Genomic DNA, 18,781 nt, shown 5'->3' on the forward strand with positions numbered 1-18,781 from the left:
CCTTAAACGGCCATCAGGTCCTTTTCTTTCTCTTCGGTGGCCTTGGTGATCTGGGCCTCGGTATCTTTGGTCAGCTTGTCGATATCAGCGATGGCGCGACGCTCTTCGTCTTCACTGATTTCCTTGTCCTTGACCAGCTTCTTCAGCTCACCCAGAGCATCGCGGCGAATGTTGCGCACAGCAACGCGCGCGTCTTCGGCTGCACTGCGCGCCTGCTTGGTGAAGCCCTTGCGGGTTTCTTCGGTCAGGGCTGGCATGCTGATCAGCAGCAGCTCACCCAGGTTGGTCGGATTGAGATTCAAACCGGCGCTCTGGATGGCCTTGTCGACGGCAGCGAGCATGTTGCGCTCGAACGCCACGACTTGCAGGGTGCGCGAATCTTTCACGGTGACGTTGGCCACGCCGCTGATCGGGGTGTCGGTACCGTAGTAAGGCACCATCACGCTTGCCAGGATGCTGGGGTGTGCCTTGCCGGTACGAATCTGGCCGAACGCATAAGCCAGAGACTCCAGGGATTTCTGCATACGCGCTTGGGCGTCTTTCTTGATTTCGTTGATCATTTTTGAACTTCCTCGATCAGGGTCCCTTCAGCGCCACCATGCACGATGTTCAGCAGGGCGCCAGGCTTGTTCATGTTGAAGACGCGCAACGGCATCTTGTGGTCTCGGCACAGACAGATAGCTGTCAGGTCCATCACGCCCAGCTTGCGATCCAGCACTTCATCGTAGGTAAGATGATCGAACTTCTCGGCATGCGGGTCTTTGAATGGGTCTGCAGTGTATACACCATCGACCTTGGTTGCCTTCAATACCACGTCGGCATCGATTTCGATGGCGCGCAGGCAGGCGGCGGAGTCGGTGGTGAAGAACGGGTTGCCGGTACCGGCCGCGAAAATTACCACTTCTTTCGAGTTCAGGTGGCGCATGGCCTTGCGGCGATCATAGTGATCGGTCACGCCTACCATGGAGATCGCCGACATGACGATGGCGGTGATGTTGGCGCGCTCCAGCGCATCGCGCATGGCCAGCGCATTCATTACCGTGGCCAGCATGCCCATGTGGTCGCCGGTAACGCGGTCCATGCCCGCTGCGCTGAGCGCCGCGCCACGGAACAGGTTGCCGCCACCGATCACCAGGCCGACCTGCACACCGATACCGACCAGCTGGCCGACTTCCAGCGCCATGCGATCCAGCACCTTGGGGTCGATGCCGAACTCTTCCGAGCCCATCAGGGCCTCGCCGCTAAGCTTGAGTAGAATGCGTTTATAGCGAGCTTGATAACCACTGCCCTGCTGAGCCATTGCGAATCTCTCCTGCGGCGTTTTGAAAAAAAATCTGGGCGGGCTGTTTTCAGCCTGCTAACTGTAGCGTGGCGCAGCGACTGCGCCAGCGAAAGGGCGGCGTTGTAAACCGCCCCCGCTTTGACAAAGAGGCTGCGCGCGTGAGCGGGCAGCCTCTTTGGGGCGACAGAGGTGACTCTGTCTTACTGCTTGGCAGCAGCCAGCTGTGCAGCAACTTCTTCAGCGAAGTTGTCGACTGGCTTCTCGATGCCTTCGCCTACCTTGAAGTAGGTGAAGGAAACGATTTCGGCACCGGCTTTCTTGGCCAGTTCGCCGACCTTGATTTCCGGGTTCATGACGAAGGCTTGCTCGACCAGGCTGGCTTCGGCCAGGAACTTCGAGATACGGCCTTTGACCATGTTCTCGACGATGTTCTCAGGCTTGCCTTTGATCTTCTCTTCGTTCAGCTGCAGGAACACGGCTTTTTCGCGCTCGATCGCTTCAGCCGAAACTTCCGACGGCAGCAGGAACTCAGGGTTGCTTGCCGCCACGTGCATGGCGATCTCTTTGGCCAGTTGGACGTCGCCGCCCTTCAGGACCACTGCAACACCGATCTTGTTGCCGTGCAGGTAGGTACCGACAACGTCACCTTCAACGCGCACCAGGCGACGGATGTTGACGTTTTCGCCAACCTTGGCCACCAGGGCTTCACGAGCAGCTTCACGCGCAGCGATCAGCGGCGCAGCGTCGGTCAGTTTTTCAGCGAAGGCTTGCTCGACGCTTTCGGCGACGAAGGCCTTGAAGTCGTCTTGCAGGGCCAGGAAGTCGGTCTGCGAGTTCACTTCCAGCAGGACAGCGGACTTGTCGTCGGCCTTGATGGCGATGGCGCCTTCAGCGGCAACGTTGCCAGCTTTCTTGGCTGCCTTGATGGCACCCGAAGCGCGCATGTCGTCAATGGCTTTTTCGATGTCGCCGCCAGCCTTTTCCAGGGCTTTCTTGCAATCCATCATGCCTTCGCCGGTACGCTCGCGCAGTTCTTTTACCAGCGCTGCAGTAATTGCTGCCATTTCAAATTCCTCTTGGATAGGTTTTCAACCATTCCACCCGATACCTGACGGGCGTTCAATTCTGGAAATCCACTGCCAGAGCACATGCAGTTCGCAATGATGCAACGGCGACGCTGACAAGAGGATTTCAAGGTGGCAAAAAGGGGGCCAAGCCCCCTTTTTGCGTGCCGAGTCGACGCTAAGCGTCAGCTACTCAGGCTTCGGCAGCCGGTGCAGCTGCTTCTTCTGCGAACACTTCGGTGCCGCCGGCAACGTTGTTGCGACCACGGATAACGGCGTCAGCCATCGAACCCATGTACAGCTGGATGGCGCGAATGGCGTCATCGTTGCCTGGGATGATGTAGTCAACGCCTTCCGGGCTGCTGTTGGTATCGACAACGCCGATGACCGGGATACCCAGCTTGTTGGCTTCGGTGATAGCGATGCGCTCGTGGTCAACGTCGATCACGAACAGGGCATCAGGCAGGCCGCCCATGTCCTTGATACCACCCAGGCTGCGGTCCAGTTTTTCCAGATCGCGGGTGCGCATCAGCGCTTCTTTCTTGGTCAGCTTGGTGAAGGTACCATCTTCGGCCTGGGTTTCCAGGTCGCGCAGACGCTTGATCGAAGCACGGATGGTCTTGTAGTTGGTCAGCATGCCGCCCAACCAGCGGTGATCGACGTACGGCGAACCGCAACGTGCTGCTTCTTCAGCAACGATCTTGCCAGCGGAACGCTTGGTGCCGACGAACAGAATCTTGTTTTTGCCCTGGGCCAGGCGCTCTACGAAGGTCAGTGCTTCGTTAAACATCGGCAGGGTTTTTTCAAGGTTGATGATGTGGATCTTGTTGCGCGCGCCGAAAATGTACTTGCCCATTTTCGGATTCCAGTAACGGGTTTGGTGACCGAAGTGCACACCGGCCTTCAGCATATCGCGCATGTTGACTTGGGACATGATAGTTCCTTGATAAGTCGGGTTGGGCCTCCACGTATCCCAATGACCAACCCCGAAACCGAAGTCAGGGGCACCCAGGCCATCGTGTCGACACGTGTGTGGGTTTGAGCAGACGGGGCTATCCCCGAAAGCGGCGCATTTTATACCACACAAGTGAGCCGAGCGAAACCGAAAAAACAGACGACACCCGAGGGTTGCACCCGCCCTGCTCACGCAGCGACCGATGCAATCAACATAAATAGTAGGCAATGCCCCGCAGCCCAGGCCCCAGCCCGCCGCCTCGCTCTGTTAGAATCACGCCTTTCCCGTTTCATTTGCGCCTGCGCGCGCCGTAGAGAGCCTGCAATGACCGTCACTATCAAAACCGCCGAAGACATCGAAAAGATGCGCGTCGCCGGCCGCCTGGCCGCCGAAGTCCTGGAGATGATCGAAGAACACGTCAAGCCCGGTGTCACCACCGAGGAACTCGACCGCCTGTGCCACGACTACATCGTCAACGTGCAGCAGGCCATCCCCGCGCCCCTGAACTACAAGGGCTTCCCCAAGTCGATCTGCACCTCGGTCAACCACGTGGTGTGCCACGGCATCCCGGGCGACAAGCCGCTCAAGGATGGCGACACGCTGAACATCGACGTGACCGTGATCAAGGACGGCTACCACGGCGACACCAGCCGCATGTTCCACGTCGGCACCGTGCCGGTATGGGCCGAGCGCCTGTCCCAGGTCACCCAGGAGTGCATGTACAAGGCCATCGAGCTGGTCAAGCCGGGCTGCCGCCTGGGCGACATCGGCGAAGTGATCCAGAAGCACGCCGAAAAGAACGGCTTCTCGGTGGTGCGCGAGTTCTGCGGCCACGGCATCGGCAAGGTGTTCCATGAAGAGCCGCAGATCCTGCACTACGGCCGCGCCGGTACCGGCATGGAACTCAAGGAAGGCATGACCTTCACCATCGAGCCGATGATCAACCAGGGCAAGGCCGACACCAAGGTGCTGGGCGACGGCTGGACCGCCATCACCAAGGACCGCAAGCTCTCGGCGCAGTGGGAACACACCCTGGTGGTCACCGCCACCGGCTACGAGATCTTCACCCTGCGCAAGGACGACACGATCCCGCGCACTTCGGCCTGACCCTCACAGGAACGTCATCGATGCCCCAGGTGGACCCCGAGCTGTTCGACCGCGGCCAGTTCCAGGCGGAACTGGCCCTCAAGGCCAGCCCCATAGCGGCCTTCAAGAAAGCCATCCGCCAGGCCGGCGAGGTGCTCGACGGGCGCTTTCGCAGCGGCCGCGAGATCCGCCGACTGATCGAGGACCGCGCCTGGTTCGTCGACAACATCCTGCAACAGGCATGGAACCAGTTCAGCTGGAGCGAAGCCGCCGACATCGCCCTGATCGCCACCGGCGGCTACGGGCGCGGCGAGCTGCACCCCTACTCCGACATCGACCTGCTGATCCTGCTCGATGACGCCGACCACGAGGTGTTTCGCGACTCGATCGAGCGCTTCCTCACCCTGCTCTGGGACATTGGCCTGGAAGTCGGCCAGAGCGTGCGCTCGGTGGACGAATGCGCCGAACAGGCGCGCGCCGACCTCACGGTGGTCACCAACCTGATGGAAAGCCGCACCATCTGCGGCCCCGAACACCTGCGCCAGCGCATGCTCGAGGTCACCAGCACGGCGCACATGTGGCCGAGCAAGGAATTCTTCCTGGCCAAGCGCGCCGAGCAGAAGGCGCGCCACCACAAGTACAACGACACCGAGTACAACCTGGAACCCAACGTCAAGGGCTCCCCCGGTGGCCTGCGCGACATCCAGACCGTGCTCTGGGTAGCGCGCCGCCAGTACGGTACGCTCAACCTGCATGCGCTGGCCGGCGAAGGCTTCCTGCTGGAGAGCGAGAACAACCTGCTGGCCTCGTCACAGGAGTTTCTGTGGAAGGTGCGCTACGCCCTGCACATGCTCGCCGGGCGCGCCGAAGACCGCCTGCTGTTCGACCACCAGCGCAGCATCGCCGCGTTGCTGGGCTTTACCGATGACAACCCCAAGCGCGCCATCGAACAGTTCATGCAGCAGTACTACCGGGTGGTGATGAGCATCGCCGAGCTCAGCGACCTGATCATCCAGCACTTCGAGGAAGTCATCCTCGCCGATGACAGCGCCAGCAGCACCCAGCCGCTGAACCCGCGCTTCCAGCTGCATGACGGCTACATCGAGGCGGTGCGCAGCAACGTGTTCAAGCGCACCCCGTTCGCCATGCTCGAGATCTTCGTGCTGATGGCCCAGCACCCCGAAATCAAGGGCGTGCGTGCCGATACCATCCGCCTGCTGCGCGAGCACCGGCACCTGATCGACGACGAGTTCCGCAACGATATCCGCAATACCAGCCTGTTCATCGAGCTGTTCAAGTGCGAGATCGGCATCCACCGCAACCTGCGCCGCATGAACCGCTACGGCATCCTGGGGCGCTACCTGCCCGAGTTCGGCCTGATCGTGGGGCAGATGCAGCACGACCTGTTCCACATCTATACGGTCGATGCGCACACCCTGAACCTGATCAAGCACCTGCGCAAACTGCAGTACACCCCCGTGTCCGAGAAATTCCCGCTGGCCAGCAAGCTCATGGGGCGCCTGCCCAAGCCCGAGCTGATCTACCTCGCCGGCCTGTACCACGACATCGGCAAGGGGCGTCAGGGCGACCATTCCGAGATCGGTGCGGTGGACGCCCAGGCATTCTGCAGCCGCCACCAGTTGCCCGCCTGGGACAGCCGGTTGATCGTGTGGCTGGTGCAGAACCACCTGGTGATGTCGACCACTGCCCAGCGCAAGGACCTCTCCGACCCGCAGGTGATCCACGACTTCGCCCAGCTGGTCGGCGACCTGGTGCACCTGGACTACCTCTATGTGCTCACCGTGGCCGACATCAACGCCACCAACCCGAGCCTGTGGAACTCCTGGCGCGCCAGCCTGTTGCGCCAGCTCTACACCGAAACCAAGCGGGCCCTGCGCCGCGGCCTGGAAAACCCGCTGGAACGCGAAGAGCAGATCCGCCAGACCCAGAGCGCAGCTCTGGACATCCTGGTACGCGAAGGCACCGACCCGGACGACGTCGAACAACTGTGGTCGCAACTGGGCGATGACTACTTCCTGCGCCACACCGCCGCGGACGTGGCCTGGCACTCCGACGCGATCCTGCAGCAACCGGCCGACGGCGGCCCGCTGGTGCTGATCAAGGAGACCACCCAGCGCGAGTTCGAGGGCGGTACGCAGATCTTCATCTATGCCCCCGACCAGCACGACTTCTTCGCCGTGACCGTGGCCGCGATGGACCAGCTCAACCTGAACATCCACGACGCACGCATCATCACCTCCAGCAGCCAGTTCACCCTCGACACCTACATCGTGCTCGACAACGACGGCGGCTCGATCGGCGACAACCCGCAGCGCGTCAAGGAAATCCGTGAAGGCCTCACCGAAGCCCTGCGCAACCCCGACGACTACCCCACCATCATCCAGCGTCGGGTACCGCGCCAGCTCAAGCACTTCACCTTCGCGCCCCAGGTGACCATCCTCAACGATGCCCAGCGCCCGGTGACCATCCTCGAGCTCAGCGCCCCGGACCGCCCGGGCCTGCTGGCACGCATCGGCAAGATCTTCCTGGAGTTCGACCTGTCGCTGCAGAACGCCAAGATCGCCACCCTGGGCGAGCGGGTGGAAGACGTGTTCTTCATTACCGACGCCGACAACCAGCCGCTGTCCGACCCTGAACTGTGCCGCCGCCTGCAGGCCGAGATCGTCGAGCAGTTGCGCGTCGACCAGGCCACCGGCGTCGAGATGACCCGCCTCACCCTTTGACCGATTGACGAGACCCAGCGCCAATGAACAACGCTTTGAACCAGCTTCAGCCCTACCCGTTCGAGAAACTGCGTGCCCTGCTCGATGGCGTGACGCCGGCCGCAGACAAGCGCGCCATCGCCCTGTCGATCGGCGAGCCCAAGCACGCCTCGCCGGCATTCGTGGCCAAGGCGCTGGCCGACAACCTCGACAAGATGGCGGTGTACCCCACCACCCTGGGCCTGCCCGCGCTACGCGAAAGCATCGTGCACTGGAGCGAGCGCCGCTTCGGTGTACCGGCCGGCTGGCTGAATGCTGCACAGCACGTGCTGCCCGTCAACGGCACCCGCGAGGCGCTGTTCGCCTTCACCCAGGCTGTGGTCAGCCGTGGTGAGGACGCGCTGATCGTCAGCCCCAACCCGTTCTACCAGATCTACGAAGGTGCCGCGTTGCTCGCCGGCGCCCAGCCGCACTACCTGCCGTGCCTGGACAGCAACGGCTTCAACCCGGACTTCGACGCGGTGCCAGCCGAGATCTGGCAGCGTTGCCAGATCCTGTTCCTGTGCTCGCCAGGCAACCCGACTGGTGCACTGGTGCCGCTGGACACCCTGAAAAAACTCATCGCACTGGCCGACGAGCACGACTTCGTGATCGCCGCCGACGAGTGCTACAGCGAGCTGTACTTCGACGAGCAGGCCCCGCCACCCGGCCTGCTCAGCGCCTGCGTGGAACTTGGCCGCAGCGACTTCAAGCGCTGCGTGGTGTTCCACAGCCTGTCCAAGCGCTCCAACCTGCCAGGCCTGCGTTCGGGCTTCGTGGCCGGCGATGCCGAGATTCTCAAGGCCTTTTTGCTCTACCGCACCTATCACGGTTGCGCGATGCCGGTACAGACCCAGCTGGCGAGCGTCGCCGCCTGGAACGACGAGGCGCATGTCCTGGAGAACCGCGACCTGTATCGCGAGAAGTTCGACGCCGTGCTGCAGGTGCTGGCCCCGGTAATGGATGTACAGAAGCCCGACGGCGGTTTCTACCTGTGGCCGAAGGTCCCCGGCGATGACGCGCAGTTCTGCCGCGACCTGTTCGAACAGCAGCACGTGACCGTGGTGCCGGGCTCGTACCTGTCTCGCGAGGTGGAGGGCTTCAATCCGGGGGCCGGACGCGTGCGCCTGGCGCTGGTGGCCCCGCTTGCCGAATGTGTCGAGGCGGCCCAGCGCATCCGCGCATTCGTCGAAGGCTGAGCCGGTACGCCTGGTCGGCCGACCGATAGATAAGTAACGCCCAAGGCCCGGTCGGCCCGCCAATCATGGAGCTCCACTCAACAGGAGCTCCAGCATGGACATACCAACCTTGTGCAAGGTCACCCAGGTGGCCGATCAGCAGCAATCCTACGAAACAGCCCTGAAAGAAAACCCGCTCAACGCCCCGCAGCCCTCGCGCTCGGGTCGTCAGAAACGCGGCGTTGCCTACCACAGCCGCCTGTGGGCGCCGGGCCGCACCCTGCTCATCGCCTTCGCGGCCGACGTACCGGAACAGACGCAACAGAGCATCTTCGAGGTTGCCTGCCAATGGCTGGCGTACGCCAACCTCAAGTTCCAGCGCACCGCCGACTGGGCCGAGGCACAGATCAGGATCGAGATGAAGCCAAGCGGCACGGGGATCAACCATTCACTGGTCGGTACCGACGCCTTGCTCCGCGAAGACAGCACCATGACCCTCAGCGACTGGCCTGGCGATGAGCAGTTCCAGCGCAGCGTGCTGCATGAGTTCGGGCACGCGCTGGGCCTGGACCATGAGCATCAGCACCCGGATGCGGACATCCAGTGGAACCTGGCCAAGCTGCTGGAATACGCCGAACAGGTCGGCATGCCCATGGAAGAGATTGCTGAAAACTTCCTCAACAGGATCGAACGCACGCAGGCATTGCACAACGCCTACGACCCGGGTTCGGTCATGCACTACCCGATTCCGGCCACCTTCACCCTGAACAATGTGGCTTTCACCGGCTCGGCGCAGCTCAGTGACGGCGACAAGGCGCTGGCGGGCAAGGCCTACCCCTTCACCCCGGTACACCCGTGAAGTACACCCCGCCCAGCCCGGCAGCGGGCGAGACCTGGGCGCCAGCATGCGCCTGACCTGTCCGCGCGACTGACCCCCAGCGCGGGGCCGCCATGCGACCCCGAGCACTTCACTTGACCGGCCCCAGGTTGGCCTCGCTCATGTCCAGCTCACCCAGCACCTGGCGCACCACGTCATCACCGATCTGGTGCTGGCGGTGCAGGCTGTACAGCTCCAGGCGCTGCGCCCGCAGCGCCCGCAGGCGCAGGCGTCGCTCCAGCTGATCCATCTGCGCGGCCAGCGCCTGGGCCTCGGCACTGTCGTTGAACACGTCCAGTTGCTGCCGGTACTCGGCCATCAGGCGCGCCTTCAACTCGGCGGCCAGTGCGGCCTGGGAGGCATCCTGGGGCGCGCCGGGCTCCACCAGTTCCTCGGCCTCCAACGCATGGATCGCCGCCTCGGCGGTGCGCCGCCAGGCCTCGCGCGCCTCCTGGCGCAGGGTATCGTCGGGGCTCTTCTCCACCCCGCGCAGCAGCAACGGCAAGGCAATGCAGGCCGATACCAGCGACAGCAGAATCACCCCTGCGGCAATGAAGATCAGCAGGTCGCGTTCGGGGAACGCCTTGCCCGCGCCGATCAGCAGCGGCACCGACATCACGCCCGCCAGGGTCACCGCCCCGCGCACGCCGCCCACGGTCAGCAGCCAGCACGAACGCGCGTTGGGCACCAGCACCAGGTCTTCCTTGCCGCGCCAGCGCCGGATCACCCCGATCAGGCGCCAGATGCTCTGCACCCAGATGAACCGCAGCGCCAGCAACACCAGGAAGATCGCCACCACATCCAGGCAGCGGTACAGCAGGGTTGGCCACAGCGATGCCTCATGGCTGGTCACCGCCTTGGCGATATCGGGCAGTTGCAGGCCCAGCAGCAGGAAGATCAGGCCGTTGAAGGCGAACTCCAGCAGCGACCACACACTGCGGTTGAGCAGGCGCGTGCTGGTCTGGCGCGGCAGCAGGTCAAGCCAGCTCTGCATCATGCCCGCCGCCACCGCCGAGAGAATGCCCGAGGCGCCCAGGCGCTCGGCCAGCACATAGGCGGCGAACGGCAGCAACAGCATGAACACCACGTGGGTGGCCGGGTCGTCCCAGCCGCGCGCGATCATCCACACCCGCAGGCGCCCCACCAACCAGCTCAGCGCCACGCCGATGGCCAGGCCACCCACGGCCACCAGCACGAAGGTCACACTGGCCTCGGCCAGCGAGAACACCCCGGTGATCGCCGCCACCAGCGCAAACTTGAACGTCACCAGGCCCGAGGCATCGTTCATCAGCGCCTCACCCTGCAGCATGTGCATCAACGGGGTGGGCAGGCGATCCTGACTGATTGCCGACACCGCCACCGCGTCGGTGGGCGACAGCACGGCGGCCAGGGCAAAGGCCACCGGCAGCGGTATGCTCGGCAGGATCCAGTGGATGAAATAGCCGGCCCCCACCACCGTGAACAGCACCAGCCCCACCGCCAGGGTCAGGATCGGCCCGCGCAGGCGCCAGAACTCGCGCTTGGGCATGCGCCAGCCATCGGAGAACAGCAACGGGGGCAAGAACAGGAACAGAAACAGCTCAGGGTCCAGGGCCACGTGCAGGCCCAGGGTCGGCCAGGCCAGCAGCGCACCGGCACCAATCTGCACCAGCGGCAGTGGCAGCGGGATCAATCGCCCCACCAGTTTCGAGACACTGACCAGCATCAGCAGGATGAGAACGGTATAGGCTGACTGCATACGGCGTGTTTTTCCTGTTCAGTTTCAAATACGCTCAACGGCCAGGGTTATGCCATTGAAACAACATGTTACCGGGATCTGCATGAACACAACCGCTCCACCTAAGTCGCAGACCCGCCGGCAATCTGTAACACAATGCTACAAAAGAGGAGCCTCGCATGATCACCCCCGCGTCGACCCTATTGACCCACGATAGCCCCAACCGTGCGCTGCTGGTCATCGATGTGCAAAACGATTTCATCCCCGGCGGCGCCCTGGCGGTGCCCGGTGGCGACGAGATCGTGCCGCTGGTCAACCAGCTCGGCCGCCAGTTCGAGCGCGTGGTGCTGGCCCAGGACTGGCACCCGGCCGGGCACGCCTCGTTCGCCTCGAGCCACCCGGGCAAGAATCCGTTCGAGGTCATCGAACTGTCATACGGGCCGCAGACACTCTGGCCCGACCACTGCATTCAAGGGAGCCCCGGCGCACAGTTTCACCCGGACCTGAACATTGCCCACGCACAGCTGATCGTGCGCAAGGGCGGCAACCGCCAGGTCGACAGCTACTCGGCGTTCACCGAAGCCGACCAGACCACACCCACCGGCCTGGCCGGCAACCTGCGCGAGCGCTGCATCGACACGCTGTTCCTGTGCGGCCTGGCCCTGGACTTCTGCGTGGCCTGGACGGCACTGCACGCACGCCGCAAAGGGTTCGCCACCTATGTGGTGCTGGACGCCTGCCGCGCCATCGATACCGCAGGCTCCTGCGCGGCGGCGATGGCACAGATGCAGGCTGCCGGGGTGCAGTTCATTCAGGCGCGGCAACTGGGCGGCGCCAGCCGTGGCGCCCTGCCCGATGTTGTCGCATAATCCAGCCCACCCATTCTTCGAGGAGTTTCGGGGCGGCTGCGGGAACACCCGCGCGCCCTTAACGTTCAATGGCTTATATTCTCTTCGGCATCAAAGCCTGTGACACGATGAAGAAAGCCCGTACCTGGCTTGAAGAACACCACATCCAGTACGACTTTCACGACTACAAGACCCAGGGTATAGACCGGGACCACCTGAACCGCTGGTGCGACGAGCACGGCTGGCAGGTGGTACTCAACCGCGCAGGCACCACCTTCCGCAAGCTCGATGACGCGCAGAAGGCCGACCTCGACCAGGCCAAGGCCGTCGAGCTGATGCTGGCACAACCCTCGATGATCAAGCGCCCGGTGCTCGACCTGGGCGGCAAGACCCTGGTCGGTTTCAAACCGGACCTGTACGCGGCAGCCCTGCGCTGAACCGCGACGCCTTCACTCAATTTCGCAAGAGGTAACCGCATGTCCACTTCACTGTTCAGCCTGGCCTTCGGCGTCGGCACTCAAAACCGTCAAGGCGCCTGGCTGGAAGTCTTCTACGCGCAGCCACTGCTCGCCCCGAGCGCCGAGCTGGTCGCAGCCGTCGCCCCGATCCTGGGCTATGAAGGCGGCAACCAGGCCATCGCGTTCAGCAACGCCCAGGCCGCGCAACTGGCCGAGGCCCTCAAGGGCGTCGACGCCGCCCAGGCTGCACTGCTGACCCGCCTGGCCGAAAGCAACAAGCCGCTGGTGGCCACACTGCTGGCCGAAGACGCCACCCTGAGCTCCACCCCTGAGGCCTACCTCAAGCTGCACCTGCTGTCGCACCGCCTGGTCAAGCCCCACGGCCTGAGCCTGGCCGGCATCTTCCCGCTGCTGCCGAACGTGGCCTGGACCAGCCAGGGCGCCATCGACCTGGCCGAACTGGCCGAGCAGCAACTCGAAGCCCGCCTCAAGGGCGAGCTGCTGGAAGTATTCTCGGTCGACAAGTTCCCGAAAATGACCGACTACGTGGTGCCGAGCGGCGTGCGTATCGCCGACAGCGCCCGCGTGCGCCTGGGTGCCTATATCGGCGAAGGCACCACCATCATGCACGAAGGCTTCGTCAACTTTAACGCCGGCACCGAAGGCCCGGGCATGATCGAAGGCCGCGTTTCGGCGGGCGTGTTCGTCGGCAAGGGTTCGGACCTGGGCGGCGGCTGCTCCACCATGGGCACCCTGTCGGGCGGCGGCAACATCGTCATCAAGGTCGGCGAAGGCTGCCTGATCGGCGCCAACGCCGGTATCGGCATCCCGCTGGGCGACCGCAACACCGTCGAAGCCGGCCTGTACATCACCGCCGGCACCAAGGTGAACCTGCTCGACGAGAACAACGAGCTGGTCAAGGTGGTCAAGGCCCGCGACCTGGCTGGCCAGACCGACCTGCTGTTCCGCCGCAATTCGCTAAACGGCGCGGTCGAGTGCAAGACCCACAAGTCGGCCATCGAGCTGAACGAAGCGCTGCACGCCCACAACTAAGTGGTACGATCGGGTCTGGCCCTCTGCCAGACCCGATATCAGGCCCTACACATCATGTTCCAGCCCTCTCCCTGGCGCGCAGACTTCCCTGCCATCGCCGCCCTGCAACGCCAGCACCAGACCTACCTGGACAGCGCTGCCACCACGCAGAAACCCCAGCACCTGCTCGACGCCCTGAGCCACTACTACACCCAGGGTGCGGCCAACGTGCACAGGGCCCAGCACCTGCCTGGCGCACTTGCCACCCAGGCCTTCGAGGCCAGCCGCGAAAAAGTCGCCGCCTGGCTCAATGCCGCCGATGCGCAGCAGATCGTGTTCACCCATGGCGCCACCTCGGCGCTCAACCTGCTGGCCTATGGCCTGGAATGGCGCCTGGAGGCGGGCGACGAGATCGCCGTCAGCGCCCTGGAGCACCACGCCAACCTGCTGCCCTGGCAGCAGTTGGCCCAGCGCCGCGGCCTCAGGCTGGTGATCCTGCCGCTCGACGCCAACGGGCATATCGACCTGGAGGCGGCCCTGCAACTGATCGGCCCGCGTACCCGCGTGCTGGCGGTGAGCCAGTTGTCGAATGTGCTCGGCACCTGGCAGCCGCTGCAACCGTTGCTCGACCACGCCCGCGCCCAGGGCGCCCTCAGCGTGGTCGATGGCGCCCAGGGCGTGGTGCACGGGCGTCACGATGTACAGCAACTGGGCTGCGACTTCTATGTGTTTTCCAGTCACAAGCTGTATGGCCCGGACGGCCTTGGCGTGCTCTATGGCCGCCGCGAGGCGTTGGGCCTGCTGCGTCACTGGCAGTTCGGCGGCGAGATGGTGCAACTGGCCGGCTACCAGCAGTCGAGCTTTCGCCCCGCCCCGCTGGGTTTCGAGGCCGGCACGCCGCCGATCGCCAGCGTGATCGGGCTGGGTGCCAGCCTGGATTACCTGGCCAGCCTCGACGCTACCAGCGTGGTCGAACATGAAGCCGCCCTGCACCGCCATCTGCTGCGCGGCCTCAACGATCGTGAAGGGGTGCGGATACTGGGCGCGCCGCAACTGGCCCTGGCCAGCTTCGTGGTCGAGGGCGTGCACAATGCCGACCTTGCGCACCTGCTGACCGAACAGGGCATCGCCGTGCGCGCCGGTCATCACTGCGCCATGCCGCTGGTCAACAGCCTGGGCCTGGACGGCGCGATCCGCGTGTCGCTGGCGCTGTACAACGATTCCCACGACCTGGAGCGCTTCTTCAGCGCCCTGGACCAGGCCCTGGAGCTGCTGCGATGAGCCTGCCCGACGCCGCCCGCGAGGCGCTGGATGTATTCGAACAGGCTGCCGGCTGGGAGCAGCGCGCCCGCCTGCTGATGCAATGGGGCGAGCGCCTGGCCCCCCTGGACGCGACGCAGCAGTGCGAGGCCAACCGCGTGCACGGTTGCGAAAGTCAGGTGTGGCTGGTGGCCGAGCAGGTCGAAGGTCGCTGGCACTTCAAGGCCGCCAGCGATGCGCGGCTGCTGCGCGGCCTGCTGGCGCTGCTGCTGGTGCGGGCCGAAGGCTTGACCGGCAGCCAGCTGCAGCAGCTGGACCTGCCCGCCTGGTTCACCGCCCTGGGCCTTGGCCGACAGCTCTCGCCGTCCCGCAGCAACGGCCTGAACGCCGTGCTGCAGCGCATGGCTCAGCTCGCCGCCGGCGCCTGAGCCGCTACGCGATCGGCCGGGCGGCGCTTGCCACCCACCAGTTTCTCCACGGCCTTGCTGGCAGCGACCATGCCGAAGGTCGCCGTCACCATCATCACCGCGCCGAAACCGCCCGAGCAGTCGAGCTTGACCCCGTCCCCGACGAAGCTCTTCTGCAGGCAGATACCGCCATCGGGCAGCGGATAGCGCAACTGCTCGGTGGAGAACACGCACGGCACCCCGTAGTTGCGGCTCACGTTGCGCGAAAACCCGTGGTCGCGGCGCAGCGTCGAACGCACCTTGGAGGCCAGCGGGTCGTTGACCGTGCGGTTGAGATCGGCCACCTGGATCTGCGTGGGGTCGAGCTGCCCGCCCGCACCGCCGGTGCAGATCACCTGGATCTTGCGCCGCTTGCACCAGGCAATCAGCGCAGCCTTGGCCATCACGCTGTCGATGCAGTCGATCACGCAGTCGATATGATCGGTGATGGTCTGGGCCAGGTTGTCGCGGGTGACGAAGTCCACCACCGCGTGCACCTTGCAGTCCGGGTTGATTGCGCGCAGGCGCTCGGCCATCACCTCGACCTTGGGCTTGCCCACGTTGCCCTGCAGCGCATGCAACTGGCGATTGGTGTTGCTCACGCACACGTCATCCAGGTCGAACAGCGAAATTTCGCCAACGCCGCTGCGGGCCATGGCCTCGGCCGCCCACGAGCCGACACCGCCGATGCCGACGATCGCCACATGCGCCTCGCGCAGGCGCTGCAAGCCCTGCTGGCCATACAACCGGGCAACACCGGCAAAGCGTGGATCTTCTGTACTCATGGCCCAACCCTGAAAAAACCGGCGCGCATTATAGGCCCCACAACGCAGGATGACAGCCCGCAACCGACGCACTGATTGCCATGAATTGGTAAACCTGGCGCCAACCCTGCTTTAATGACCGGTGCAAACCCTGCTTTGGACGGCAATTGTACGGGCTTCAGAACTTCAGCATCTGAGGAAAATCCAAGCGCTACATGCACCCGTTTCCTATACCACGCTACCTGCCTGGTGCGTAGGATCCGTGCCCGCCGGCGCTTGCCCGTTCCACTTTTCGGAACCCGAAATATCTATGTCATCGCGTAAATTTGGTATCAACCTGGTGGTCGTCATGGCGATTGCCGCGCTATTCACCGGGTTCTGGGCACTGATCAACCGCCCGGTGTCCGCCCCCGACTGGCCGGAGCAGATCTCCGGCTTCTCGTATTCGCCTTTTCGCCTGGGCGAAAGCCCGCAAAAGGGCCAGTACCCGACCGAAGCCGAGCTGCGCGAAGACCTCGAGCAACTGAGCAAGCTGACCGACAGCATCCGCATCTATACGGTGGAAGGCACCCAGGCGCTGATCCCGCGTCTGGCCGAAGAGTTCGGCCTGCGCGTGACCCTGGGTGTGTGGATCAGCCCCGACCTGGAACGCAACGAGCGCGAAATCGAGACCGCCATCCAGTTGGCCAACACCTCGCGCAGCGTGGTGCGGGTGATGGTCGGCAACGAGGCGCTGTTTCGCGAAGAGGTCACCCCCCAGGCCCTGATGGACTACATGGACCGCGTGCGCGCCGCAGTGAAGGTGCCGGTCACCACCAGCGAACAGTGGCACATCTGGAAGGAAAACCCCGAGCTTGCCGGGCACGCCGACCTGATCGCCGCGCACATCCTGCCCTACTGGGAATTCATCCCGGTGAGCCAGGCCGAGCAGTTCGTGCTCGACCGCGCCCGCGAGCTCAAGCAACTGTTCCCGCGCAAGCCGCTGCTGCTGTCCGAGGTCGGCTGGCCCAGCAATGGCCGCATGCGCGGCGGTGCCGACGCCACCCAGGCGGATCAGGCCATCTACCTGCGCAGCCTGGTCAACCTGCTCAACCGCCAGGGCTACAACTACTTCGTGATCGAAGCCTACGACCAGCCCTGGAAAGCCAGTGACGAAGGTTCGGTGGGCGCCTACTGGGGCGTGTTCAATGCCGCGCGCCAGCAGAAATTCAACTTCGAGGGCCCGGTGGTGGCCATTCCGCAGTGGCGCGTGCTGGCCGTGGGCTCGGTGGTGCTGGCGATGCTGTCGCTGACCCTGCTGCTGATCGACGGCTCGGCGCTGCGCCAGCGCGGGCGCACCTTCCTGACCTTCATCGCGTTCCTGTGCGGCTCGGTGCTGGTATGGATCGGCTATGACTACAGCCAGCAGTACAGCACCTGGTTCAGCCTCACCGTGGGTTTCCTGCTGGCGCTCGGCGCGCTGGGGGTGTTCATCGTGCTGCTGACCGAGGCCCATGAACTGGCCGAGGCGGTATGGACGCACAAGCGCCGCCGGCTGTTCCTGCCGGTGGAGGCCGACAGCGCCTATCGGCCCAAGGTGTCGGTGCATGTGCCGTGCTACAACGAGCCCCCGGAGATGGTCAAGCAGACCCTCGATGCCCTCGCGGCGCTGGACTACCCGGACTTCGAAGTGCTGATCATCGACAACAACACCAAGGACCCGGCCGTGTGGGAGCCGCTCAAGGCCCATTGCGAGCTGCTGGGCGAGCGCTTCAAGTTCTTCCATGTGGCACCGCTGGCGGGCTTCAAGGGTGGCGCGCTGAACTACCTGATCCCGCACACTGCCAAGGACGCCGAAGTGATCGCGGTGATCGACTCGGACTATTGTGTCGACCGCAACTGGCTCAAGCATATGGTGCCGCACTTTGCCGACCCCAAGATCGCCGTGGTGCAGTCGCCGCAGGACTACCGCGACCAGAACGAAAGCACCTTCAAGAAGCTCTGCTACGCCGAGTACAAGGGCTTCTTCCATATCGGCATGGTCACCCGCAACGACCGTGACGCAATCATCCAGCACGGCACCATGACCATGACCCGGCGCTCGGTGCTCGAAGAGCTCGGCTGGGCCGACTGGTGCATCTGCGAAGATGCCGAACTGGGCCTGCGCGTGTTCGAGAAGGGTTACTCGGCAGCGTATTCCCACGAGAGCTACGGCAAGGGCCTGATGCCCGACACCTTCATCGACTTCAAGAAGCAGCGCTTTCGCTGGGCCTACGGCGCGATACAGATCATCAAGCGTCACACCTCCAGCCTGCTGCGCGGCAAGGACACCCAGCTGACCCGCGGCCAGCGCTACCACTTCCTGGCCGGCTGGCTGCCGTGGATCGCCGACGGCATGAACATCTTCTTCACCGTGGGTGCGCTGCTGTGGTCGGCGGCCATGATCATCGTGCCGCAGCGGGTCGACCCGCCGCTGCTGATCTTCGCGATCCCGCCGCTGGCGCTGTTCGTGTTCAAGGTGGGCAAGATCGTGTTCCTGTACCGCCGCGCGGTAGGGGTCAACCTCAAGGACGCATTCTCGGCGGCGCTGGCAGGGCTGGCGTTGTCGCACACCATTGCCAAGGCGGTGCTGTACGGGTTCTTCACCAGCAGCATTCCGTTCTTCCGCACGCCGAAGAACGCCGACAGCCACGGGCTGCTGGTGGCACTGGCAGAGGCCCGCGAGGAGCTGTTCATCATGCTGCTGCTGTGGGGCGCGGCGCTGGGCATCTACCTGGTGCAGGGCCTGCCGAGCAACGACATGCGCTTCTGGGTGACCATGCTGCTGGTGCAATCGCTGCCGTACCTGGCGGCGCTGATCATGGCCATGCTGTCGTCGCTGCCCAAGCCCGCGGATGTCACGCAGCCCGCACCTGCCGCCTGATAAACCGCCATCGCGGGTCAAGCCCGCTCCCACAGGGATTGCGCAGGACCTTGTGGGAGCGGGCTTGACCCGCGATAGGCCCGCACAGACAGCACAGATCCACAGTCCCTTCCCCGCACTTTTGCTATAAGATAACGCCCCTTCTTTTTG

The 18,781-nt window shown here is 64.0% G+C and carries 16 protein-coding genes; 10 read left to right on the top strand and 6 right to left on the bottom strand.

Translation table 11 applies throughout. From position 1 onward, the window contains the following. Nucleotides 1-2: 2 nt before the first annotated feature. The 4 genes from frr to rpsB all read right to left on the bottom strand — a co-directional run bounded on the left by frr (nucleotide 3) and on the right by rpsB (nucleotide 3,280). The gene (gene frr / locus NP552_RS05365) at nucleotides 3-560 is read right to left on the bottom strand and encodes a ribosome recycling factor (protein ID WP_043863254.1); all 558 of its coding nucleotides are present in this window, start codon (nucleotides 558-560) and stop codon (nucleotides 3-5) included. Further along, entirely contained in the window at nucleotides 557-1,300 is a 744-nt protein-coding gene (pyrH, locus tag NP552_RS05370; RefSeq protein WP_038614006.1) for a UMP kinase, read from the bottom strand. The genes frr and pyrH overlap by 4 nt, the downstream gene beginning before the upstream one ends. Nucleotides 1,301-1,482: 182 nt before the next feature. Then, a complete protein-coding gene (gene tsf, locus NP552_RS05375) occupies nucleotides 1,483-2,346 on the bottom strand; it encodes a translation elongation factor Ts (RefSeq protein WP_043863253.1) in 864 nt (287 codons plus the stop codon). 193 nt (nucleotides 2,347-2,539) lie between these two features. Continuing rightward, entirely contained in the window at nucleotides 2,540-3,280 is a 741-nt protein-coding gene (gene rpsB, locus NP552_RS05380) for a 30S ribosomal protein S2 (RefSeq protein WP_043863252.1), read from the bottom strand. Between the two features lie 345 nt (nucleotides 3,281-3,625). On the opposite strand from rpsB, the gene map reads away from it, so the two are divergent. The 4 genes from map to NP552_RS05400 all read left to right on the top strand — a co-directional run bounded on the left by map (nucleotide 3,626) and on the right by NP552_RS05400 (nucleotide 9,186). Then, nucleotides 3,626-4,408 (top strand): type I methionyl aminopeptidase, encoded by a 783-nt coding sequence (gene map / locus NP552_RS05385; RefSeq protein WP_043863251.1) that lies wholly within the window; start codon nucleotides 3,626-3,628, stop codon nucleotides 4,406-4,408. Between the two features lie 20 nt (nucleotides 4,409-4,428). Next, on the top strand, nucleotides 4,429-7,131 hold the full coding sequence (locus tag NP552_RS05390; protein ID WP_043863250.1) for a [protein-PII] uridylyltransferase: 2,703 nt from the start codon (nucleotides 4,429-4,431) through the stop codon (nucleotides 7,129-7,131). A gap of 23 nt (nucleotides 7,132-7,154) precedes the next feature. After that, nucleotides 7,155-8,348 (top strand): succinyldiaminopimelate transaminase, encoded by a 1,194-nt coding sequence (gene dapC, locus NP552_RS05395; RefSeq protein WP_274096532.1) that lies wholly within the window; start codon nucleotides 7,155-7,157, stop codon nucleotides 8,346-8,348. Between the two features lie 94 nt (nucleotides 8,349-8,442). Then, entirely contained in the window at nucleotides 8,443-9,186 is a 744-nt protein-coding gene (locus tag NP552_RS05400; protein WP_052504292.1) for a M12 family metallopeptidase, read from the top strand. Between the two features lie 109 nt (nucleotides 9,187-9,295). Here the strand turns inward: NP552_RS05400 and NP552_RS05405 are convergent, their stop codons facing one another. Then, nucleotides 9,296-10,942 carry a Na+/H+ antiporter gene (locus NP552_RS05405; RefSeq protein WP_043863248.1) on the bottom strand — a complete coding sequence of 549 codons (1,647 nt, stop codon included), beginning with the start codon at nucleotides 10,940-10,942 and terminating at the stop codon, nucleotides 9,296-9,298. A 158-nt stretch (nucleotides 10,943-11,100) separates the two neighbouring features. Between NP552_RS05405 and pncA the strand changes: the two genes are divergently transcribed. The 5 genes from pncA to NP552_RS05430 all read left to right on the top strand — a co-directional run bounded on the left by pncA (nucleotide 11,101) and on the right by NP552_RS05430 (nucleotide 14,947). Further along, complete coding sequence (gene pncA / locus NP552_RS05410) at nucleotides 11,101-11,790, top strand: bifunctional nicotinamidase/pyrazinamidase (protein WP_274096533.1); 690 nt, start codon at nucleotides 11,101-11,103, stop codon at nucleotides 11,788-11,790. Nucleotides 11,791-11,858: 68 nt separating this feature from the next. Continuing rightward, entirely contained in the window at nucleotides 11,859-12,206 is a 348-nt protein-coding gene (locus tag NP552_RS05415; protein ID WP_043863246.1) for an ArsC family reductase, read from the top strand. A gap of 39 nt (nucleotides 12,207-12,245) precedes the next feature. Beyond that, the gene (gene dapD, locus NP552_RS05420) at nucleotides 12,246-13,280 is read left to right on the top strand and encodes a 2,3,4,5-tetrahydropyridine-2,6-dicarboxylate N-succinyltransferase (protein ID WP_274096534.1); all 1,035 of its coding nucleotides are present in this window, start codon (nucleotides 12,246-12,248) and stop codon (nucleotides 13,278-13,280) included. Between the two features lie 54 nt (nucleotides 13,281-13,334). Then, nucleotides 13,335-14,540, top strand: coding sequence for a cysteine desulfurase (locus NP552_RS05425; RefSeq protein WP_054915006.1), 1,206 nt, complete (start codon nucleotides 13,335-13,337; stop codon nucleotides 14,538-14,540). Next, nucleotides 14,537-14,947, top strand: coding sequence for a SufE family protein (locus NP552_RS05430; RefSeq protein WP_078480074.1), 411 nt, complete (start codon nucleotides 14,537-14,539; stop codon nucleotides 14,945-14,947). Before NP552_RS05425 ends, NP552_RS05430 begins: the two co-directional genes overlap by 4 nt. On the opposite strand, the gene tcdA is transcribed toward NP552_RS05430, so the two are convergent. Continuing rightward, nucleotides 14,926-15,750 (bottom strand): tRNA cyclic N6-threonylcarbamoyladenosine(37) synthase TcdA, encoded by an 825-nt coding sequence (tcdA, locus tag NP552_RS05435; RefSeq protein WP_058541484.1) that lies wholly within the window; start codon nucleotides 15,748-15,750, stop codon nucleotides 14,926-14,928. The genes NP552_RS05430 and tcdA overlap by 22 nt on opposite strands. 289 nt (nucleotides 15,751-16,039) lie before the next feature. Between tcdA and NP552_RS05440 the strand changes: the two genes are divergently transcribed. After that, nucleotides 16,040-18,631 carry a glycosyltransferase gene (locus tag NP552_RS05440; RefSeq protein WP_043863241.1) on the top strand — a complete coding sequence of 864 codons (2,592 nt, stop codon included), beginning with the start codon at nucleotides 16,040-16,042 and terminating at the stop codon, nucleotides 18,629-18,631. Nucleotides 18,632-18,781 lie beyond the last annotated feature (150 nt).

Source organism: Pseudomonas sp. 8209 (assembly GCF_028682105.1).
Lineage (GTDB): Bacteria > Pseudomonadota > Gammaproteobacteria > Pseudomonadales > Pseudomonadaceae > Aquipseudomonas > Aquipseudomonas palmensis.